The organism is Paenibacillus sp. FSL R5-0908, assembly GCF_038006245.1.
Lineage (GTDB): Bacteria > Bacillota > Bacilli > Paenibacillales > Paenibacillaceae > Paenibacillus_AQ > Paenibacillus_AQ odorifer.
The window spans coordinates 2,780,361-2,798,924 of sequence record NZ_JBBOUV010000001.1 but is presented as its reverse complement, the minus strand read 5'-3'; the positions used below and the strand labels follow the sequence as shown (position 1 = coordinate 2,798,924).

Genomic DNA, 18,564 nt, shown 5'->3' with positions numbered 1-18,564 from the left:
AACATTACTTCAACTTATAATATGAATATAATAACATTACAATGATTATAAAGGAGATCAACTCATGCGAGCAAAGTTTGTCTACCAGCCACCTGCTAACGGTTATCCGGAATGGAATAACAACCCAGAGACTTTTGAATTGAATCGATTGGATGCACATGCCTCCATGATCCCTTACCGTAGTTTATCCCAAGCGCTAACTAACGATAAAGAAACCTCACCTTTCTACCAAACCCTCAATGGGCTTTGGAAATTCGCTTTTTCCGAAACACCGGATCAACGAATTGTGGATTTCTATAAAACCGATTTCGATTGCAGTACTTGGGATACCATTCCTGTACCGTCCCACTGGCAGTTCCAAGGTTACGACTATCCACAATATACAAATCTCCGATATCCTTGGGCGGAATCCGAGCCAGAGCTTAAAGCCCCCTTTGCCCCAACAAAATATAATCCAGTAGGCTCTTATCTGCGAACCTTTACTGTACCTGAGTCTTGGAACGGTCAACCGGTGTACCTAAGCTTTCAGGGTGTTGAATCCGCTTTCTACGTCTGGGTAAACGGTGAACTTGTCGGGTACTGTGAAGATACATTTACTCCATCAGAGTTCGATATCACCCCATATTTAGTTGCAGGGGACAACAAACTAGCTGTCGAGGTTTATCGTTGGTGTGATGCCAGCTGGCTAGAGGATCAGGATTTCTGGCGCCTTAGTGGTATTTTTCGGGAAGTCTATCTTTATTCAGCTCCTTCCGTTCATATTGCTGATTATTTCGTCCACACCGATCTGGATGAAAACTTCGTACATGCGGATTTAAATGTAGATATCAAGGTGGAAAATTACTTTAACGAGCAAAGCCCATATACACTGCAAATGCAGCTTTACAATAAAGAGGGCCAGCCTGTTTGGGAGACTCCTATCTCCACTACGGGTTCCTTTGAGCAAGAAGGCGTTCAACAGCTCAAGCTTTCTGCCCCGGTTGAGCAGCCTTTTAAATGGAGTGCTGAAACCCCTTATCTTTATACCTTAGTCCTGTCTATAAATGACAGCAAAGGAAATACACAAGAAACGGTCAGCTGTAAGGTTGGATTCCGCAAGTTTGAGATTAAAGACGGACTTATGAAGATCAATGGCAAAAGAATCGTGCTCAAAGGTGTCAATCGCCACGAATTCTCTTGCGATACTGGTCGTGCTTTAGGCAAAGAAGATATGCTGCGCGACATCCAATTAATGAAAACGCATAATATTAATGCCGTTCGAACCTCCCATTACCCGAATCAGTCTGTCTGGTACGAGTTATGTGATGAATACGGATTATATGTAATTGACGAAACCAATCTGGAAACGCACGGCACCTGGGCATACAGCCAAGAAGGATTGAATGACTTGAATGTCCCTGGAAGCAAACCGGAATGGCGGGCCAATGTCATTGACCGCTGCAACTCCATGATGCAAAGGGACAAAAATCACCCTTCTGTCATCATTTGGTCTCTCGGCAATGAATCTTTCGGAGGCGACAATTTTATCGCTATGCACGACTACCTGAGAGAAATCGATTCTTCGCGGCCGGTTCATTATGAGGGAATCTTTCACTGTAGAGAATCGGAAGCAGCAAGTGATATAGAATCTACTATGTACATTAAACCGCAGGATGTTGAAAAATATGCGCTTAATAATCCGAAGAAGCCTTATATCCTCTGCGAATACAGTCATGCCATGGGCAATTCATGCGGTGGGCTGCACTTATACTGTGACTTGTTCGACAAATATGACATTGTTCAAGGTGCATTCATTTGGGATTGGGTAGATCAAGCCATTCGGACCCACACCTCCGAGGGAATTGAATATCTCGCTTATGGCGGTGACTTTGGTGAATCGCCTCATGACGGCAACTTTAGTGGCAACGGATTGCTTTTTGCTGATCGTACGGTTACTCCTAAGCTCTTTGAGGTCAAAAAATGTTATCAGAATATTAAAGTAACGGCTGAAAATATCCTAGAAGGACTCTTCCAGATTCGCAATTCCTTCTTATTTACCAACTTAAAGGAATACGATCTCAAATGGGAAGTCCGTTTAGACGGAATAACTGCACAAGAAGGTTTGCTGAAGATCTCATGTGCACCAGGTGAGAGCATTTCATGCAAAGTTCCTTACGAGCTGGATTCACTGCGTGGCAATCATGAAGCAGTTCTGAATCTTTCCTTTATTCAGCCTTCAGCAACTATATGGGCAGAAGCCAATCACGAAATCGCTTGGGAACAGTTCATTCTGTCACCCCGTTTCGTAACCAATACCTCAAAGACAACTGCAGAAACACTGCGTGTCAGCGAGCTTGAGAATATTTTGAACGTACAAGGTGATAATTTCGAACTGAGCTTTAGTACCACTACGGGGGCTCTGAACTCTTACCGTTCCGCAGGCAAAGAACGTCTGCTAGAACCTGTAAGAACTAACTTCTGGAGAGCAGTTACAGATAATGATTGTGGTAATAAATTGCCAGAGCGGTGTGCAGTATGGAAGCATTCATCGCATAAACAACACTTAATCAGCTTTACATTTAGAACCGAAGGCTCTCTCTGTTTTGTCTCTGCCAGCTACCTTCTGGCTACAAGTCCGGATTCCACGCTTCGGGTCCAGTATGTGATTCACGCTGACGGGACTTTAGAGATCACGCAAGAACTGAGTCCCGGCAGCAGCGTTCTACCAGAAATCCCTGAGTTCGGAATGATGTTCGTTCTAGATGGAAGTCTTGATACCCTTTCTTGGTACGGCCGCGGACCTCATGAGAATTATTGGGATCGACAAACCGGAGCCCCACTTGGACGTTACACAGGAAAGGTCAGTGATCAATTCACGCCTTATCTCAAACCTCAAGAGTGCGGCAACAAGACTGATGTCAGATTCGCTTCAATTACAGAGGGCAACGATGGATCAGGGTTCTATTTTGAAAGTGCAACGCCTATCGAAATTAATGCCCTGCCTTGGAAGCCTGAGGAACTGGAAGCCCATGACCACGTCTATAAATTGCCAGTCTCGAACAAAAGCGTACTAAGAGTTAACTACAAGCAAATGGGTGTTGGCGGGGACGACAGCTGGGGCGCACCAACCCACGAAGAGTTCACTCTGCCGGCTAATCGCCCGTACTTCTTCCGTTTCACTGTCTCACTGCTCTAATCTCTTCCACTTATAAAAAAGGCCGTCTCTGGTTGGTTTCTACCACACAGGACGGTCTTCTTTTATTTATTTCACTGCTACTGTTCCTTGTCTGAATTCCGAAGGGCTTAAACCCACATTTTTTTTGAACTGTTTGGAGAAATAATAGAGATCGCTAAAACCAAGATCATGGGCAATCTCACCGACAGAACTTTGCGTCCCCCTCAATAGCTCCTTGGCCTTAGTTATCTTTTTTCTGGTGATATACTGTATGGGTGGAACTCCGATTTGCTGTTTAAATAGCCGGATAAAATAGTTGGGATGCATGTACGCAATCTCGGCAAGCTCGTGTATGGTGATATTTCGCTCGATATGGGCGTCTATATACGTTAATATTTTCGTTAATTTTTCGATCGAGCTTAGATTCTTAAAAGTGATTTCGTCTACATCTATGTTCATAATAAAATAAGAAAATAACTCCATTAACTTACTTTTGGCTAATAAATGAGCATACACCGCATCAGATTTCATATGACTCGTTAAGCTGCTGAAAATCTCTTGGATTACATGAGGATCTACTTCTCTGCATACATGACTTAACTCTAACATTTTGAATAGATTAATGTCGCCGACTTTTGCGCTGAAATGGCACCAATACTTCTCAAAGGGTTGATCACTTATGCAAGAATAAGATTGCTTTACTCCCTCAGGCATCAAAAAAAGCTGACCAGGCTTCGGATAATATTCTCGATCCCCAATCTTTAACCAACCCTCCCCATCGCAAATAAAATAAAATTTACTATAGTCAGGCGTATAGTCGAGATCTCTCCAGTCACGGCCACAAAGATTGTAATCAGCCATAAATAAATCAACCTTTAAATTGGATAAATAATTAGTAAGCAAAACATGGTTATCCATCTCTTACTCCGCCTTATCAGGTTAGTTTTGTACATCTAAAAGTTAATGTCCTACATTTTGATTCCCACATCCATTCACTACAATGAAGAAGAAATAAACGTTTGAAAGGATGATTGCAAAATGGTGGATAAAAGCAAATATTTAAAAGTAATCGAAGATACGATCGCAACTGGAAGATTCAAAGCCGATTGGGATTCACTAAGTCAATTTCAAGTGCCCACGTGGTATGAGAACGCTAAGTTTGGTATTTTCATTCATTGGGGCCTTTATTCTATTCCAGCTTTCGCCAATGAGTGGTATCCCCGAAATATGTATATCCAGGGTTCACGGGAATATGAACATCATCTCGCTACTTATGGCGAGCATAAAACCTTTGGCTATAAGGATTTCATCCCCTTGTTCAAGGCTGAGCATTTCAATGCTGAGGAATGGGCCAATCTCTTCAAATTATCTGGAGCCAAATACGTGATGCCTGTTGCAGAGCACCATGACGGCTTTCAAATGTATAAGAGCGCTTACTCCCACTATAACACATATGAGATGGGGCCCAAGCGGGATTTAGTCGGAGAAATGAAAGGCGCTTTTGAGCAGCAGGGATTAGAGTTTTGTGTATCTTCCCATAGAGCTGAACACTGGTTTTTCCTGTCTCATGGCAAGGAATTTGATTCCGATATTCATGAACCGCTTGGATGTGGAGATTTCTATTGGCCATCTATGCCCGAACCCGATCATCAGGATTTATTCGGCTCCCCGCCCGATCAAGAATTTCTGGAGGATTGGTTGATTCGCTGCTGCGAGCTGGTAGACAATTATCAGCCGAAAATCTTTTACTTTGACTGGTGGATTCACACAGCTGCCTTCAAACCCTATCTTAAAAAGTTCGCCGCTTACTATTACAATAAGGGAGAGGAATGGGGAACTCCGGTTGCAATCAATTATAAGCATGATGCCTTCATGTTTGGCTCAGCGATCCCAGATATTGAGAGAGGTCATTTCTCCGAGCTTAAACCTTATTTCTGGCAAACGGATACAGCAGTAGCTAAAAATTCATGGTGTTATACACCGGAAAATGATTATAAATCTGCCGTAGAAATTATCAGAGATTTAGTAGATATCGTAAGCAAAAACGGCAACCTGCTGCTGAATATAGGCCCTAAAGCGGACGGCAGCATTCCAGCTCAGGATCAGGAGATTCTGCTTGGCATCGGAGAATGGCTAAAGGTAAATGGTGAAGCTATCTATGATACGACCTACTGGCGCACCTTCGGGGAAGGCCCTACAGAGATCGTTGAAGGTCAGTTTACAGATGGGATCACGAAAATTTTCACCAATGAAGATATCCGCTTTACGGTAAAAGGCAGCTATCTTTACGCTACTGTTCTTGTCTATCCAAACAACGGTATAGTGCAAATCAAATCCCTTAAAGAAAACTCTGCTCACTTCCATGGGATGATTAAACAGATCAAAATCTTAGGTTTTGAGGAACAACCTGCATGGGAAAAAACCGATGAAGCCTTGGTTATAAAAACAACCTCGGTTCGCAGTGAGACTCCGGTTGTTCTGCGGATTGAATTGGATTAGAGACTCTTACAGAACTTCATAACCTATAAAAAGAGTGTTCTTGCCCATCCAGCAGAGAACACTCTTTTATAGTTTTATAACCATCAATTTATATTAAAAGTAGGGTACCCTGACGTTTACTGTCTTCATTCTAGTCCTATGAGGATATCTCGCGCGTAATTTGTTGGACTCCAAAATAATGCGACCATGAAGCGGATGCTCCGCGGGAATTTTTAGTTGTGCAGCAATGACTTCACTTAGCCCGTGGTTTCGGATTTCGGCTTGAAGCTGTAAGGCTTCTGGATCTTTTTCATGATCAAAATAAAGTGCAGAAGCAATAGCTGAGACTAAATGTGAGGTCTCAAAACCAAGTTCATGAGCAAGCATGGCCGGTTTTAAGAGTCGATCATTAGGTGAAAGCTTGCGAAGCGGGGAGCGGGCGACACGTGTAATTTTATCGTTAAAGTTGGGGTTAGTGAATCGTTCCATCATCTTTTCTATATACCGGTCATGTTCTATGGGCTTAAAGCCATATAAATGCACCAATAATGTCCCTGTTTCCATAAGCACCCCGTGAACACGAGCCCTGATTTCGGGATCAGACATCGCTTCTTGAATGCTAGTATAACCGTCCAGATATCCAAAATAGGCTGCACTGCAATGACCTGTATTCACAGTATATAGCTTCCGTTCGAGGTATGGCGCTAGCGAATCCACATAATGGACGCCTTTAATTTCATTGTAATTACCAATCATTCCACTGCGGGGAATAACCCACTCACTGAAGGGTTCAACGAGGATTTCAAGTGAATCTGTATTTTTCTGCATAGGTACAATCCGGTCCACCATCGCATTGGGAAAAGCGACATTGCGGTCAGCAAGCTCCTTGAAGGATTGCTTCATATGCCGATAAACTGATTTTTTCAACTTCTGACTGCTTCCAATCCCATTCTCACAGGCAATGATATGAAGTGGGGTGAGATTTCTGCTATTTTCAAGCCTTCGTTCGATACCCTGCGCAATGGTCTCAGCAATATCTTTTAAAGCGGATATTCCGACTGCAGTTGTCACAATTTCAGCTTCTGCTATAGCTCTAGTAACGTCCTCAGTATCATTCAGATTGATTGCAGTAACATTATCAACGATAAAGCTGTCCCGGTTCTTGTTAGCTAGGGTGACAGGATATTGCCCACTTTTTTGCAATTGGGCAATTTTACTCTTATTTCTTCCGACGAAACAAACGTTGTAACCGGAGTCCGACAACATAGGCCCAATAAAACCTCTGCCAATATTGCCCGCTCCAAAGTGTACGGCTCTCAATTTGGTATCCCCCTTTAATTTGAACTCAGTTTCTCGGTTTCTCTATACGAAGCAACGTTGAGTAACTACATGATCAAATTCAAGAAGACTTAAATTATCTATTTTATGGTGCTGCTTATCGAATTCAAGGAAATTAGTAATTTCGTTAGGCGTCACAATGCAACGGATGCCAGCTGCTGCCGCTGCCATAGATCCATTCGGTGAATCCTCGATAGCAACCGCCTCATCAGCTGTAATTCCAAGACAAGCTAACGTTTGGTTATATAGCTCGGGATCTGGTTTCACTTTTGCCACATGGTCAGCAGTCCGAACACATTCGAAATACTCGCGAATACCCAATTGATTCAGATATTTTTCCACCCATTCCAGTGAAGAACTTGAGGCCAGCCCTATACGCAGTCCAGCTGCCTTGGCAGAATCAAGATAATGCTGAATACCTGGTCGTATTGTTTCAAGCTCCATCAGTTTGCTGTGTCTCTGTTTAACAGCCTTGCTGAACTCTTCTTTGTCAATTGCGAGCTTAAGGTCAGTCATCAAATATTCATAAGGATTAAAACTGTTCAAGCTCGTGCCGATGCAGGTGGAATATTGTTCAAGCGTCAGGTCCACTCCATATTCTGCATAAGCCTCGTTAAATGCGGTGTACCAAGCAGTCTCCGTGTCGATAATCGTTCCGTCAAAATCAAAAATAATTCCTTTGATCACAATCAACCATCTCCCTCGTATTATGTTTGGTTAGAATATCTTACGCAAAACCTTCTGCATATTCTACAAAAAGCTATTTCGGCTTGCGTTTGACTATAAAAACCATAACAAAGCCCTTCTACTGGCGTCAAGCACGGTAGATAACATGCCACGTAATGATAACGATTACAATCAATGCGGATAACCCTGGATTTTTGGATACCTGAATATCTTAAAACATAACAGTAATCAGATTCAAAAAAACACCACAATCCTATGTGCTTCAAGGGATTCCGTCTACCAAGTTTGTTATGAAGACAAGCTTCCTCTCTTTCTCTCCATTGCCGTTATTTAGAGTATTTTTCCAAGCCGCTAAAAATAATTCAAAATAATTTCAAACACATCCTTTTTACTTGATTGTACAAATCAAATTACGGGGTTATTTTTTGTCCATTGAGTAAAAAGAGGCTTTAATTTATGATAGTTTTTAATCGAGAATGATTATCATTATTGGTGGTCGTTACATATAATAGGGAGGCAATAAGATATGAACAAGGTACGACAGTCCTTCGCTGTGGTATGTGTACTATTTTTGATGAGTACATTGTTACTAGCGTGCGGAAACTCAAAGGAACAATCCTCTGCCAATAGTACGGCAAACGCAACCGGGAACTCTTCCGCTGCAACCGCAGTACCTTCAGCAGAACCCTCAGATAGCAGTACAGATGAAGCAGCAGCGACTACCCGCTCCTATACAGATTACATAGGGCATACTGTAGAGATTCCGGTGAATCCGCAGCGAATTATCTATTCTGGAGAAACTTATGGCGATTTGCTCGCACTTGGTGTGCAGGCGGTAGGTTATCCTCTTTCTATGGGTGAAGGCCAGGTTTTTGAAGATCAATTACAAGGTGTGGAGGATGTAGGCTTCCCTATCAATCTGGAAAAAACATTGGAGCTTCAGCCTGACCTGATCATCTATGCGGGCACAGATGAAGCTGATTTCGAGCAGCTCTCCAAAATTGCACCAACGATAATATTTAATACCTTTGCCCCACTCCAGGAACGTATGCTGGACATTGGTGGAATTGTTGGTAAAACGACTGAAGCAGAAGCATGGCTTGCGCAGTATAAAACCGCTGAAGAGAACATGTGGAAGCTATTGAAATCCGCAGGCATGAAAGAAGGCGAAACCGCTGCGGTCTTCACTTATTATCCAGGAGACAGACTGTTTATAATGGCAGCAACCGGACTTTCACAGGTACTCTATGGGGAGAATGGCTTCAAGGCAACCCCAGCTATTCAAAAGATACTTGATGAAGGTAAAGGGTTCCAGGAAGTATCCATGGAAGTCCTGAAAGAATATGCCGGAGACCGGATATTCATCTTGACTCCAGTGGCAGAAGAAGCAAAACAATCCACAGAGAATCTATTAAAGAGCCCTATCTGGAAGAGCCTTCCTGCCGTCAAGAACGGATATGTCTATACACAAGACATCATGAAGACTTCAAGTGATGCGACAACAAGAGAATGGCTGCTTGGCGAAATTCCACAGCTATTGAATATGAAATAACCTTCCGAGATGAAGTGTTTAACACAAGGCTGATAAAAAACTGCAAGAAGCATGTCAACAGCTGTTGATATGCTTCTTTTTTTTATATACAATGAATTCATTGATAATCATTCTCACCAAATGAACGGAGGCTGAACCCATGCTGCATACATCATCGTCCTGCCCCCCACTCCACTCTCTGTTATTTCAGCTAAACGAGGCCGAACTGATGATTCAAGCTGCCGATTCAAGCTCAATAACGCGTACAACCCAGGACTATACCCTTCTCATATTTACTGGAGGGAACGGACAATTGAACCTCGATAATCAAAGCGTGATACTAAGTACGGATAAATGTTATCTACTATCTCCTGGAATCTCCTATAGTACGAACAACCAGGAGCTGACGTTGTATTATTACCTCATCACCTTTACAGCAATTTATACAACCAAGCATCCTAAACGATATTCTGGAGAACTGCTTTCCGGCAGACGGGAGTTAATTGTGCACCCGTTCACCAAGGTAATCCGACTAGTCGAAGAGCTGCTCATGAACAGGAATAATACCGATGATGTACAACAATTCAAGCGACAATTAAAATTCCAAGAATTGCTGCTGCTACTTTTTGAGCATAATTACCCTTCCAAACACCTGCCAAGTCCTACGGAATCCGTAGAAAAGACCATAACATTCATTCAGGAGCATTATACAGAGAGTATCACCGTGAAGCAGTTGGCTGAACAGGCGGGGATATCCATCTGGCAGTATACACCGATCTTTCAACAGCTTACAGGTAAAAAGCCGCTTGAATACCTGACGGATCTGCGAATTAATCATTCCAAACGATTCCTGCAGGAATCGTCTGAACCACTGCGGGAAATCGCCAGACTGGTCGGCTTCTCGGATGAATACTATTTCAGCCGCCGCTTTCGGCAAAAAACCGGAGTTACACCCGGACAATATGCACATCAGCAAGGTCGTAAGCTTACCGTCAAGGATTGGACGGGTCATGAGGTGGAGATTCCAGAGCGAGCGAAACGTATTGTCTATCATGGCGAAACACTTGGCGACCTTCTCGCGTTAGGTGTAAAGCCTATCGGTGGAGATGAAGCGTTCGCCCGGAACAGCGTCTATAAGCATCGGCTTAAGAAGCTCGCCAACGTCGGGTTTCCACTGGACCCGCAGTTGACCGCTTCCCTAAACCCAGATTTGATCATTTTGGCAAATAGTGATGAAAGAGCCTACAGAGCAGTTTCTGGTATCGCTCCGACACTCACCTTTGATTCATTTGCGCCTCTCGACAACCGAATGCGGACATTAGGCAGTTGGCTAGGTAAACAGCGCGAAGCGGAAGCATGGCTGGAGTCATTCACAATCAAAAACGCAGCCATGTGGCAGCAGCTTTACTCGACAACTCTCCAAGTTGGAGAAACCGCCTCTGCTTTGGTCTATGATCATGGAGATCATCTATATGCTATGGGAATGTCCGGATTCTCCACTGCGCTTTATGCCCCATGTGGTTTACAACCGACCGAAGAGATTCAGGCCATATTGGACGAAGAGTTAGGGTTCGCCGAAGTGGATCCAACACGACTGCCTGCCTACGCCGGAGATCATATCTTCATGTTCATTCCGGAACGCAAAGACTCGCGAGCTGCAATGGAACGACTACTAGACAGTTCACTTTGGAACAGTCTCCCGGCAGTACGTCAGGGACATGTTTATCTGCTCGACGGAAGCAAATGGAACTCCAGTGATGCGTTAACCCGGGAGAAGCTGCTAACGCTGTTGCCTAAACTACTCGGCGGAAGTAGCGCTAGCAATTGAAGGTGAATCTAGGATTCTCTTTTGACTTTTCAAAACTTCATAGGGTATACTTTATCTACGCTTAATTTCCAACTTTTACAGTTGAAAAGCGGGGGAACCAGTTAATTGGGGCGAATCATTGAGCATTAGAATGTAGGGTACCATCTTACCCGAGTCCGTCAGCTAACCTCGTCAGCAGTGGATGGGTCTGCTTTTCATGTTATTTACATAACCAGAGACCCTTGCTAAGGGTCTCTTTTTGTACTTTTTTTGGACCCTGCTGGCAGTAGATTGGCTTTTGACACTAAGGCTCCCTCATTTCTCACACTACGAGACAAAGGAGAGATGTACGTGCAAAAGGTAAAGTACTTCACGGATATTAACAAAATAACTATGTTGTCTGAGCTGGAAAAAGAGAATCTGAAAGAAATTACGGACAAGTTTGTTTTTCGTGTAAATGACTACTATCTGTCTTTGATTAACTGGGATGATCCAGAAGATCCCATCCGTAAGCTGGTTATTCCTAACGAAGGTGAACTACTGGAGTATGGGCGCTGGGACGCCTCCGATGAGGACACGAATTATGTGGTACCTGGTTGTCAGCACAAGTATAGAACCACTGCACTGCTGATTGTATCCGAGGTCTGCGGGGCTTATTGCCGCTACTGTTTCCGTAAGCGTCTGTTCCGAAATGACGTGAAAGAGGCGATGGCTGATGTCTCTCCGGGCTTGGAGTATATCGCAAAGAATCCGGAGATTAACAACGTACTTCTTACGGGCGGGGACAGTTTAATTCTCTCCACACCGAAGCTAAGATCCATTATTGAAAATCTAAGAAGCATTGAGCATGTTAAAATCATTAGACTAGGTTCGAAGATACCCGTATTTAATCCGATGCGGATCTCTGAAGACGAAGAGCTGCTGGAGCTGATTCGTACTTACTCTACCGAAGACAAACGAATCTATGTTATGGCGCACATCAATCATCCTCGTGAAATCACACCTGAAGCCAAAAAAGCATTTAAAGCTCTCCACAACGCAGGGGCAATTGTCGTAAATCAGACTCCCATCCTCAAAGGCATCAACGATGATCCCGTTATTTTAGGGGAACTATTGGACCGGCTTTCATGGGCTGGCGTTACACCCTACTATTTCTTTGTGAACCGGCCTGTTGCCGGAAACCGGGATTTCGTATTACCGCTCGAGCAAGTCTATCAAATTGTAGAAGAAGCCAAAGCCAGAACCTCAGGACTTGGCAAAAGAGTACGCTTATCCATGAGCCACACCTCAGGAAAAATAGAAATTCTCGCCATTGATAACGGGAAAGCCTATCTCAAATACCATCAATCCAGAGATCAGGAATACGGAAAATTTATGATTCTAGATTGTCCAAAGGACGCCGAATGGTTCGATGAGCTGCCTGGGAATGAGCAATATTGGACCCCACCTGTGAAAAAAAACGATGCTATTATTTCTGTTAATGATTTATCAGGCGAGCCTGCGGATTTAATCTGTAAATAGATTAATCGACTCTGTCATAGGATATTTCTTCATCACCAACAACAAAACTCCTCCCTCCCAAAATTAGCCCGGAAAAATCTATGCTATAATCACGCTGTAACACGAAATGGACTAATGGGTGGGAATGCACATATGAAATTGGAACGATTGATTTCTATGATCTACAAGCTATTGAACCACGAAGTTTTATCTGCCTCCAAGCTGGCTGAAGAGTTTCAGGTTTCCCAGCGAACAATCTATAGGGATATTGATGTGATTTGTGCCGCTGGCATCCCGGTCGTATCGTATCAGGGAACTAAAGGTGGATATGGCATCATGGACGGATATAAAATGGATAAAAGCCTGCTCCGTTCGTATGATATCACTTCTCTGATTACTGTACTTAACAGTCTCTCTTCCGTGTTTGAAGATGAGCATGCGCAAGGAACCATTGAACGGCTGCAAACGATTGGAACGGAGCCACAGACCTCTAGTCTCGCGGTGGATCTTGAAACCCGGCGTACGGATCCTGACGCACTTCCTCTTTTACGTGCGGCTATAGCAGAACGAAATGTTGTCCGTTTTGATTACATCAGTGTAAAAAATGAACGTACAACCCGTGAAATGGAACCCGTAAAGCTTCATTTTAAATATAGCAACTGGTACATCTATGGTTATTGCCGGGAACGGCAGGACTATCGGGAGTTTCGTCTTTCCCGGATGCTGAATATGTTCCTGACGAAGGATACCTTTCAATCACAACATGAGGTACCTAAAGAGGCTGGCTGTTCAAACAGGGCAGATCAGGTGGAGGAAATAGTAATCCGGGTGGGCCCTGAGGCTTTGGCAGAAGCTTTGGATCAGTTTCATCAAGTCGACAAGGAATTTCATTCCGATAAAAGCATGACGATGCGAATTCCTGTGTATAAGCCATTAGAAGCACGTTGGCTTTGGTCCATTCTGCTGAGTTTCGGCAGCGGGGCCGAAGTCCTCGAACCCCCTGCATTGCGAGGAATTTTAAAAGAGCAGCTTCAAAACACACTCAAACTTTATGAAGAAGTATGACAGTCTGATGTCATACTTCTTCTTTTATATTAACTACAGTAACAAAAAAAATCCATGACAATTCAAAAGGAGATTGTACGAATGACAAATTATCCAGTAGAAATGTTTAAATACCACACATGGGCAAACCAAACTATCCTGGGGAGAATCAAGGAACTCCCGGCTTCTGTGCTAAGTCAAGAAGTGAACAGCTCATTTCCCACCCTCGCTCATGCCCTTAGCCATATCTATGCGGTTGATACGATGTGGTATCTTGTTTTAACGGGCACTGCCATGCCTGAGGCTTTTCAACAAAGTATCCCGCTAAATTTGAGCATTCTAGATTCTGTGGATGAATACGTAAATATCTTTGCCCAGCTATCGGAACAATACAAAAAATGGTTACACAACCAATCCGATTTGGAGCAAACCATTCTGCTTGACAATCCATTCGCCGGAATCCGCCAAACACACCTATCAGAAATTGTGTTGCAAGTCGTTAATCACGGGACTTATCATAGAGGTAATGTATCTACTATGTTACGGCAGTTAGGCTATGCTTCCACCATGAATGACTATGCTCTTTTTTGGTATCAGGTACATTCGGAAGCTATTTAAACTCTAATGGGCAATCTGCCCCACTCCATACCTAGAAAGGAAATTGTATTTTAATTATGGAGATTGAAAATCTAATTACAGTAAAGACGAGAGAAGATTTAAGAGTTTGGCTGCAGGAGAATTCTAAGACTGAAAAATCTTGTTGGGTACTCGTTAGTATGACGCCAAACCAAGAAACGTTGCTATATTTGGACGTAGTTGAGGAATGTTTGTGTTTTGGATGGATCGATGGAGTGAAAAAGAAAATTTCGGAAACGGAGCTGGCGCAAAGACTCTCTCCCCGAAGCAAAAAAAGCTCTTGGACTGAATTGAATAAAGAACGGGTCCGCCGCCTTGAAAAGCTGGGATTAATGAGTGCTGAAGGAAAACGGGTACTTCCTGATATGAACCCTGATTCTTTTATAGTAGATAAGATTATAGAGCAACGGCTCAAAGAGGACAGGCAAGTATATGAGAATTTTCAGGCCTTTCCAGCCCTTTATAAAAGAGTTCGGATCGACACGATCCAAAGCAATAAACATCAGCCAGATTTATTTAAGAGTAAATTAGACAAGTTTATAGCAAACACTAAAGAAAATAAAATGTACGGGCAATGGCATGATAATGGACGTCTACTAGATTATTAAGCTGCGCTAGATGCATGATCTCCTGCTGAGGCTTTCGGACTCCAATGACGCTATTTACTAATTTATCGACTTTACAGCAATCCATCGGACTCCAGTGCAGCTATTCCATAGAAACAAGCTCTTGTGCGGTGATTTTTCTTCCAATAGGTGCTATGCGGTCCGATAATACTCCAAATGGCGGATTTTCCTGCATTTAAGGTCCGCTGAGTCCGATACCGCGAAGCATGATCATTTGCTGGCTCTACTGTTACTATTACTGCTACTGCTACTGCTACTGCTACTGTTACTGTTACTGTTACTGTTACTGTTACTGTTACTGTTACTTTTACTGTTACTGCTTCTGCTTCTGCTTCTGCTATCGATACCATAATCTCCTGCTGAGGCTTCCGGACTCCAATGACGCTATTTACTAATTTTTCTCCTTTTCAGTAACTCATCGGACTCCAGCGCAGCTATTCCTTAGAAACAGGCTCTTATAAGGCGTTTTTTCCGCCAATAGGAGCTATGCGGTCCGATAATACTCCAATAGGCGGATTTTCCTGCATATAAGGTCCGCTGGGTCCGATACCGCCAAAGTATGATTATTCGCTGGTCTACTACCACTACTACTTCTGCTACTGCTACTGCTACCATGATCTCCTGCCGAAGCTTTCGGACTCCAATGACGCTGTTTACTAATTTATCGCCTTTTCAGCAATCCATCGGACTCCAATGCAGCTACTCCTTAGAAACTGGCTCTTATAAGGCTTTTTTTTCGCCAATAGGAGCTATGCGGTCCGATAATACTCCAAATGACGGATTTTCCTGCATTTAAGGTCTGCTGAGTCCGATACCGCCGAAGCATAGTCTTTCGCTGTCTGATGCTACCGTATCCTAATCATCTGCGGATCAAACACCATTGACTCATGATCATCTGTTATTCCGAAAGTGTTAAGTACGCGTGAATGGGATTGGTTCAAACGTTCAAACGTTCAGACGTTCAGACGTTCAGACGTTCAGACGTTCAGACGTTCAGACGTTCAGACGAAGTTTAGAGTTGAGAGCATAGGTTTGGTTTAAGTTCAAAAAAGGAGGTGTCCTAGCCATTTTCATGGCTTTTGGACACCTCCTTTTTTTGATTACAGCCCTTCAGCCAGAATCCGTTTCAGGAACATCCCTGTGTAGGATTCCCGCACTTCAGCAACCTGCTCCGGTGTACCTTCAGCTACAAGCTTACCGCCCACAACGCCACCTTCAGGGCCAATGTCAATCACCCAGTCGGACTCCCGAATCAACTCTAAGCTGTGCTCCACAACTACGACAGTATTTCCCGTATCAACCAATTTGCTCAACAAGGTATGGAGCTGCTTGATGTCTGACGGATGAAGGCCTGTTGTTGGTTCATCGAGCAGATAGAGCGTATGGTTTTTGGAAGGTTTGCTCAGCTCTTTAGCCAGTCTTATCCGTTGCCCTTCACCACCGGATAAGGTTTTGACAGATTGTCCCCATTTAAGGTAACCGAGACCCACCTCACACAATGTCTCGATAATCCCCGCCATTTTGGCTTCTGACTTAAGAATCGGCAAGCTTTCCTGCACGGACATGTCCAGCAGATCCGAGATGGAGAACCCATCATATTTCACCTGGAGAACCTCATCCGTAAATCTTCTCCCTTTACATGCGTGGCATTTAACCTCCAGATCGGGTAAGAAATTCATGTCCACAGTCAGCACCCCAAGGCCCTGACAGGTTTCGCAGCGTCCACCCGGTGTGTTAAAGGAAAAATGCTTGGAGGTCAGTTTTCTTTTTTTCGCCTCCGGCAAAGCAGCAAACAACTGGCGCAGATGTGTGAATACATCTGTATACGTCGCTACATTAGAACGCAGCATTCTACCCATGGGCGATTGGTCAAAGATCACTATATTTCCAACCTGATCTAAGCCCGCAATCTCCGCACAGCCTATTTGCTCATGACCTTTCGCACTGCCTTGCGCAAGAATATCAAAGACCAGCGTCGACTTGCCTGAACCCGAAACCCCAGTTACAGAGACCAGACAACCTAGAGGTAAAGATACTTCCGGGATATCAATATTCCGGTACTGTGCCTGTCGGATGGTGATCTGTTTTCCTTCCCCTTTCCGGCGAACGTATGCAGCAGTCTTATGACGCTCTTCTCTAAGATAGGCTCCCGTAACGGAAGTCTCGCTTGCCATCAAGTCCTCAATACTGCCCTCGCCAACAACTTGCCCGCCGTCCAGACCAGCACCCGGACCCATATCAATAATATGATCGGCAGCGCGCATCATCTCAATATCATGCTCGATAACGAGCACCGTATTACCCAAATCGCGCAGCTCCTGAAGCACACGAATGAGGCCAACAGTATCCCGCGGATGAAGCCCGGTCGTCGGTTCATCTAGAATGTATAATACTCCAGTCAGACCTGACCCCAGCAATGAGGCAAGGCGCAACCGTTGTGCCTCTCCACCAGAGAGGGAAACCGTCTGACGGTTCATGGAAAGATAACCAAGACCAACATCGATAATCCGTTTTAGTCGGGTAGGCATATCGTGAAGGATGGGTTCAAGCAGATGAAGTCCCTCGGCGGGAAAAGCCGCCTCCAAGCCTTTCGTCCACTCGTAAACATCGCTTAATGACCAATCCGATACCTCCGTAATCGATGCGTCAGCTACCCGAACGAGACGAACTTCTTTTTTTAGGCGAGCGCCAAGACATTCCGGACATTGCTGTTCATGAAAAAATCCGCCGTCTTTTTCCTGTGTACCAGCTTCTCCTTCCTTCTCCTTGTATCGCCGCCACAAACCAGGAATGACGCCTTCAAATTTGGTGCCTTGAATCGGCTTAACATTGGGAAAATGGCGCTTAAACGCCTCACTTTCCACTCCGTAATATAACAAGTCGCGCTGAATTTCGCTGTAATTTTTTAAGGGCTGATCCGGGTCAAACTCAAAGCCAAAATGCTTGCCAGCAGCCACTAATATACGCATCTGTATATCACGATGAACACCATTCAGCGAGGCCACCCCACCCTCACGCATACTAAGCTCTGGATTAAACACGGCCGCTTCATTTATAGTTGCCACAGATCCAACACCGCCGCAGGCTTCACAAGCTCCCTCCGGTTTATTAAAAGAAAAGTGTGACATGCCCAGCTTTTCAAGCTCAGCTCCGCAATGCGGACAACCCATCGTTTGACCATCCATTTCCTCGTCTTCCTCGATCAGCAATCCCCTCGCTTCAAAAGAAGGTGGAATGCTGCCACTACAGGAAGGGCAAACCCGCTCGCCTAATCTGGAAAAGATAAACCGGACAAACGTATAGATGTCGGTGACTGTCCCAACTGTCGAGCGGGGATTACGATTCGTGACATGTTGTCCAACACTAATGGACGGAGACAGTCCAATAATAGACTCCACCTTTGGTTTGCTGATCGTATCTGACGTCATGCCCATGGAATCCAAATACTGTCTTTGGCATTCCCGCTGAAGTGTATCCATAGCTAACGTCGATTTCCCAGATCCCGAAGGTCCTGTCAGGACAACTAGCTTATACTTAGGAATCGTGAGCGAGACATTTTTCAGATTATTCTCTCTTGCACCTTTAATAACAATAGTCTCTTTCACATCTATTCCCCTCTCAATTCAACCCACTGGTTCGTAGTTATATCTTCTATCCATATGGTTCCCCAAAGTTGTTGTATTGCAATTATTTTGCAAAACATTTCTAATTTCGATAGAATGTATTTGATAAATCACAAAATTTTCGAATAACTTTATAATCT

At 44.0% G+C, this 18,564-nt stretch carries 13 protein-coding genes and 1 riboswitch; of the genes, 8 read left to right on the top strand and 5 right to left on the bottom strand.

The window, feature by feature from the left end:
* Window positions 1-64 precede the first annotated feature (64 nt).
* On the top strand, window positions 65-3,175 hold the full coding sequence (locus MKZ09_RS12125) for a glycoside hydrolase family 2 TIM barrel-domain containing protein (RefSeq protein ID WP_076204466.1): 3,111 nt from the start codon (window positions 65-67) through the stop codon (window positions 3,173-3,175).
* A gap of 66 nt (window positions 3,176-3,241) precedes the next feature.
* Here MKZ09_RS12125 and MKZ09_RS12120 read toward each other — a convergent pair whose 3' ends face one another.
* The gene (locus tag MKZ09_RS12120; RefSeq protein WP_076100780.1) at window positions 3,242-4,072 is read right to left on the bottom strand and encodes an AraC family transcriptional regulator; all 831 of its coding nucleotides are present in this window, start codon (window positions 4,070-4,072) and stop codon (window positions 3,242-3,244) included.
* Between the two features lie 120 nt (window positions 4,073-4,192).
* Here MKZ09_RS12120 and MKZ09_RS12115 point away from each other — a divergent pair, with 120 nt between their 5' ends.
* The gene (locus tag MKZ09_RS12115; protein ID WP_076204469.1) at window positions 4,193-5,653 is read left to right on the top strand and encodes an alpha-L-fucosidase; all 1,461 of its coding nucleotides are present in this window, start codon (window positions 4,193-4,195) and stop codon (window positions 5,651-5,653) included.
* A gap of 93 nt (window positions 5,654-5,746) precedes the next feature.
* Here MKZ09_RS12115 and MKZ09_RS12110 read toward each other — a convergent pair whose 3' ends face one another.
* Together MKZ09_RS12110 and MKZ09_RS12105 are read right to left on the bottom strand one after the other, a co-directional pair.
* Window positions 5,747-6,952: a mannitol-1-phosphate 5-dehydrogenase gene (locus MKZ09_RS12110; RefSeq protein ID WP_076204472.1), complete on the bottom strand. Its 1,206-nt coding sequence runs from the start codon at window positions 6,950-6,952 to the stop codon at window positions 5,747-5,749.
* A 42-nt stretch (window positions 6,953-6,994) separates the two neighbouring features.
* Complete coding sequence (locus MKZ09_RS12105) at window positions 6,995-7,657, bottom strand: HAD family hydrolase (protein WP_076204475.1); 663 nt, start codon at window positions 7,655-7,657, stop codon at window positions 6,995-6,997.
* Between the two features lie 526 nt (window positions 7,658-8,183).
* Between MKZ09_RS12105 and MKZ09_RS12100 the strand changes: the two genes are divergently transcribed.
* The 6 genes from MKZ09_RS12100 (at window position 8,184) to MKZ09_RS12075 (ending at window position 14,783) form a co-directional block, all read left to right on the top strand.
* A complete protein-coding gene (locus tag MKZ09_RS12100; protein ID WP_076204477.1) occupies window positions 8,184-9,209 on the top strand; it encodes an ABC transporter substrate-binding protein in 1,026 nt (341 codons plus the stop codon).
* Between the two features lie 139 nt (window positions 9,210-9,348).
* Complete coding sequence (locus MKZ09_RS12095) at window positions 9,349-11,016, top strand: helix-turn-helix domain-containing protein (RefSeq protein ID WP_076204480.1); 1,668 nt, start codon at window positions 9,349-9,351, stop codon at window positions 11,014-11,016.
* Between the two features lie 48 nt (window positions 11,017-11,064).
* Window positions 11,065-11,208: riboswitch (cyclic di-AMP (ydaO/yuaA leader) on the top strand.
* Between the two features lie 132 nt (window positions 11,209-11,340).
* Entirely contained in the window at window positions 11,341-12,516 is a 1,176-nt protein-coding gene (locus tag MKZ09_RS12090; RefSeq protein ID WP_370511173.1) for a KamA family radical SAM protein, read from the top strand.
* A 132-nt stretch (window positions 12,517-12,648) separates the two neighbouring features.
* Window positions 12,649-13,560, top strand: coding sequence for a helix-turn-helix transcriptional regulator (locus MKZ09_RS12085; RefSeq protein WP_076204487.1), 912 nt, complete (start codon window positions 12,649-12,651; stop codon window positions 13,558-13,560).
* Between the two features lie 81 nt (window positions 13,561-13,641).
* Window positions 13,642-14,157, top strand: a complete 516-nt coding sequence (locus MKZ09_RS12080; protein ID WP_076133491.1) for a DinB family protein — start codon at window positions 13,642-13,644, stop codon at window positions 14,155-14,157.
* A 56-nt stretch (window positions 14,158-14,213) separates the two neighbouring features.
* Window positions 14,214-14,783, top strand: a complete 570-nt coding sequence (locus MKZ09_RS12075; RefSeq protein ID WP_076204490.1) for a YdeI/OmpD-associated family protein — start codon at window positions 14,214-14,216, stop codon at window positions 14,781-14,783.
* A gap of 71 nt (window positions 14,784-14,854) precedes the next feature.
* Here the strand turns inward: MKZ09_RS12075 and MKZ09_RS12070 are convergent, their stop codons facing one another.
* Complete coding sequence (locus tag MKZ09_RS12070; protein ID WP_179089552.1) at window positions 14,855-15,151, bottom strand: hypothetical protein; 297 nt, start codon at window positions 15,149-15,151, stop codon at window positions 14,855-14,857.
* A 750-nt stretch (window positions 15,152-15,901) separates the two neighbouring features.
* Window positions 15,902-18,406, bottom strand: coding sequence for an excinuclease ABC subunit UvrA (gene uvrA / locus MKZ09_RS12065; protein WP_076204493.1), 2,505 nt, complete (start codon window positions 18,404-18,406; stop codon window positions 15,902-15,904).
* Between the last annotated feature and the right edge of the window lie 158 nt (window positions 18,407-18,564).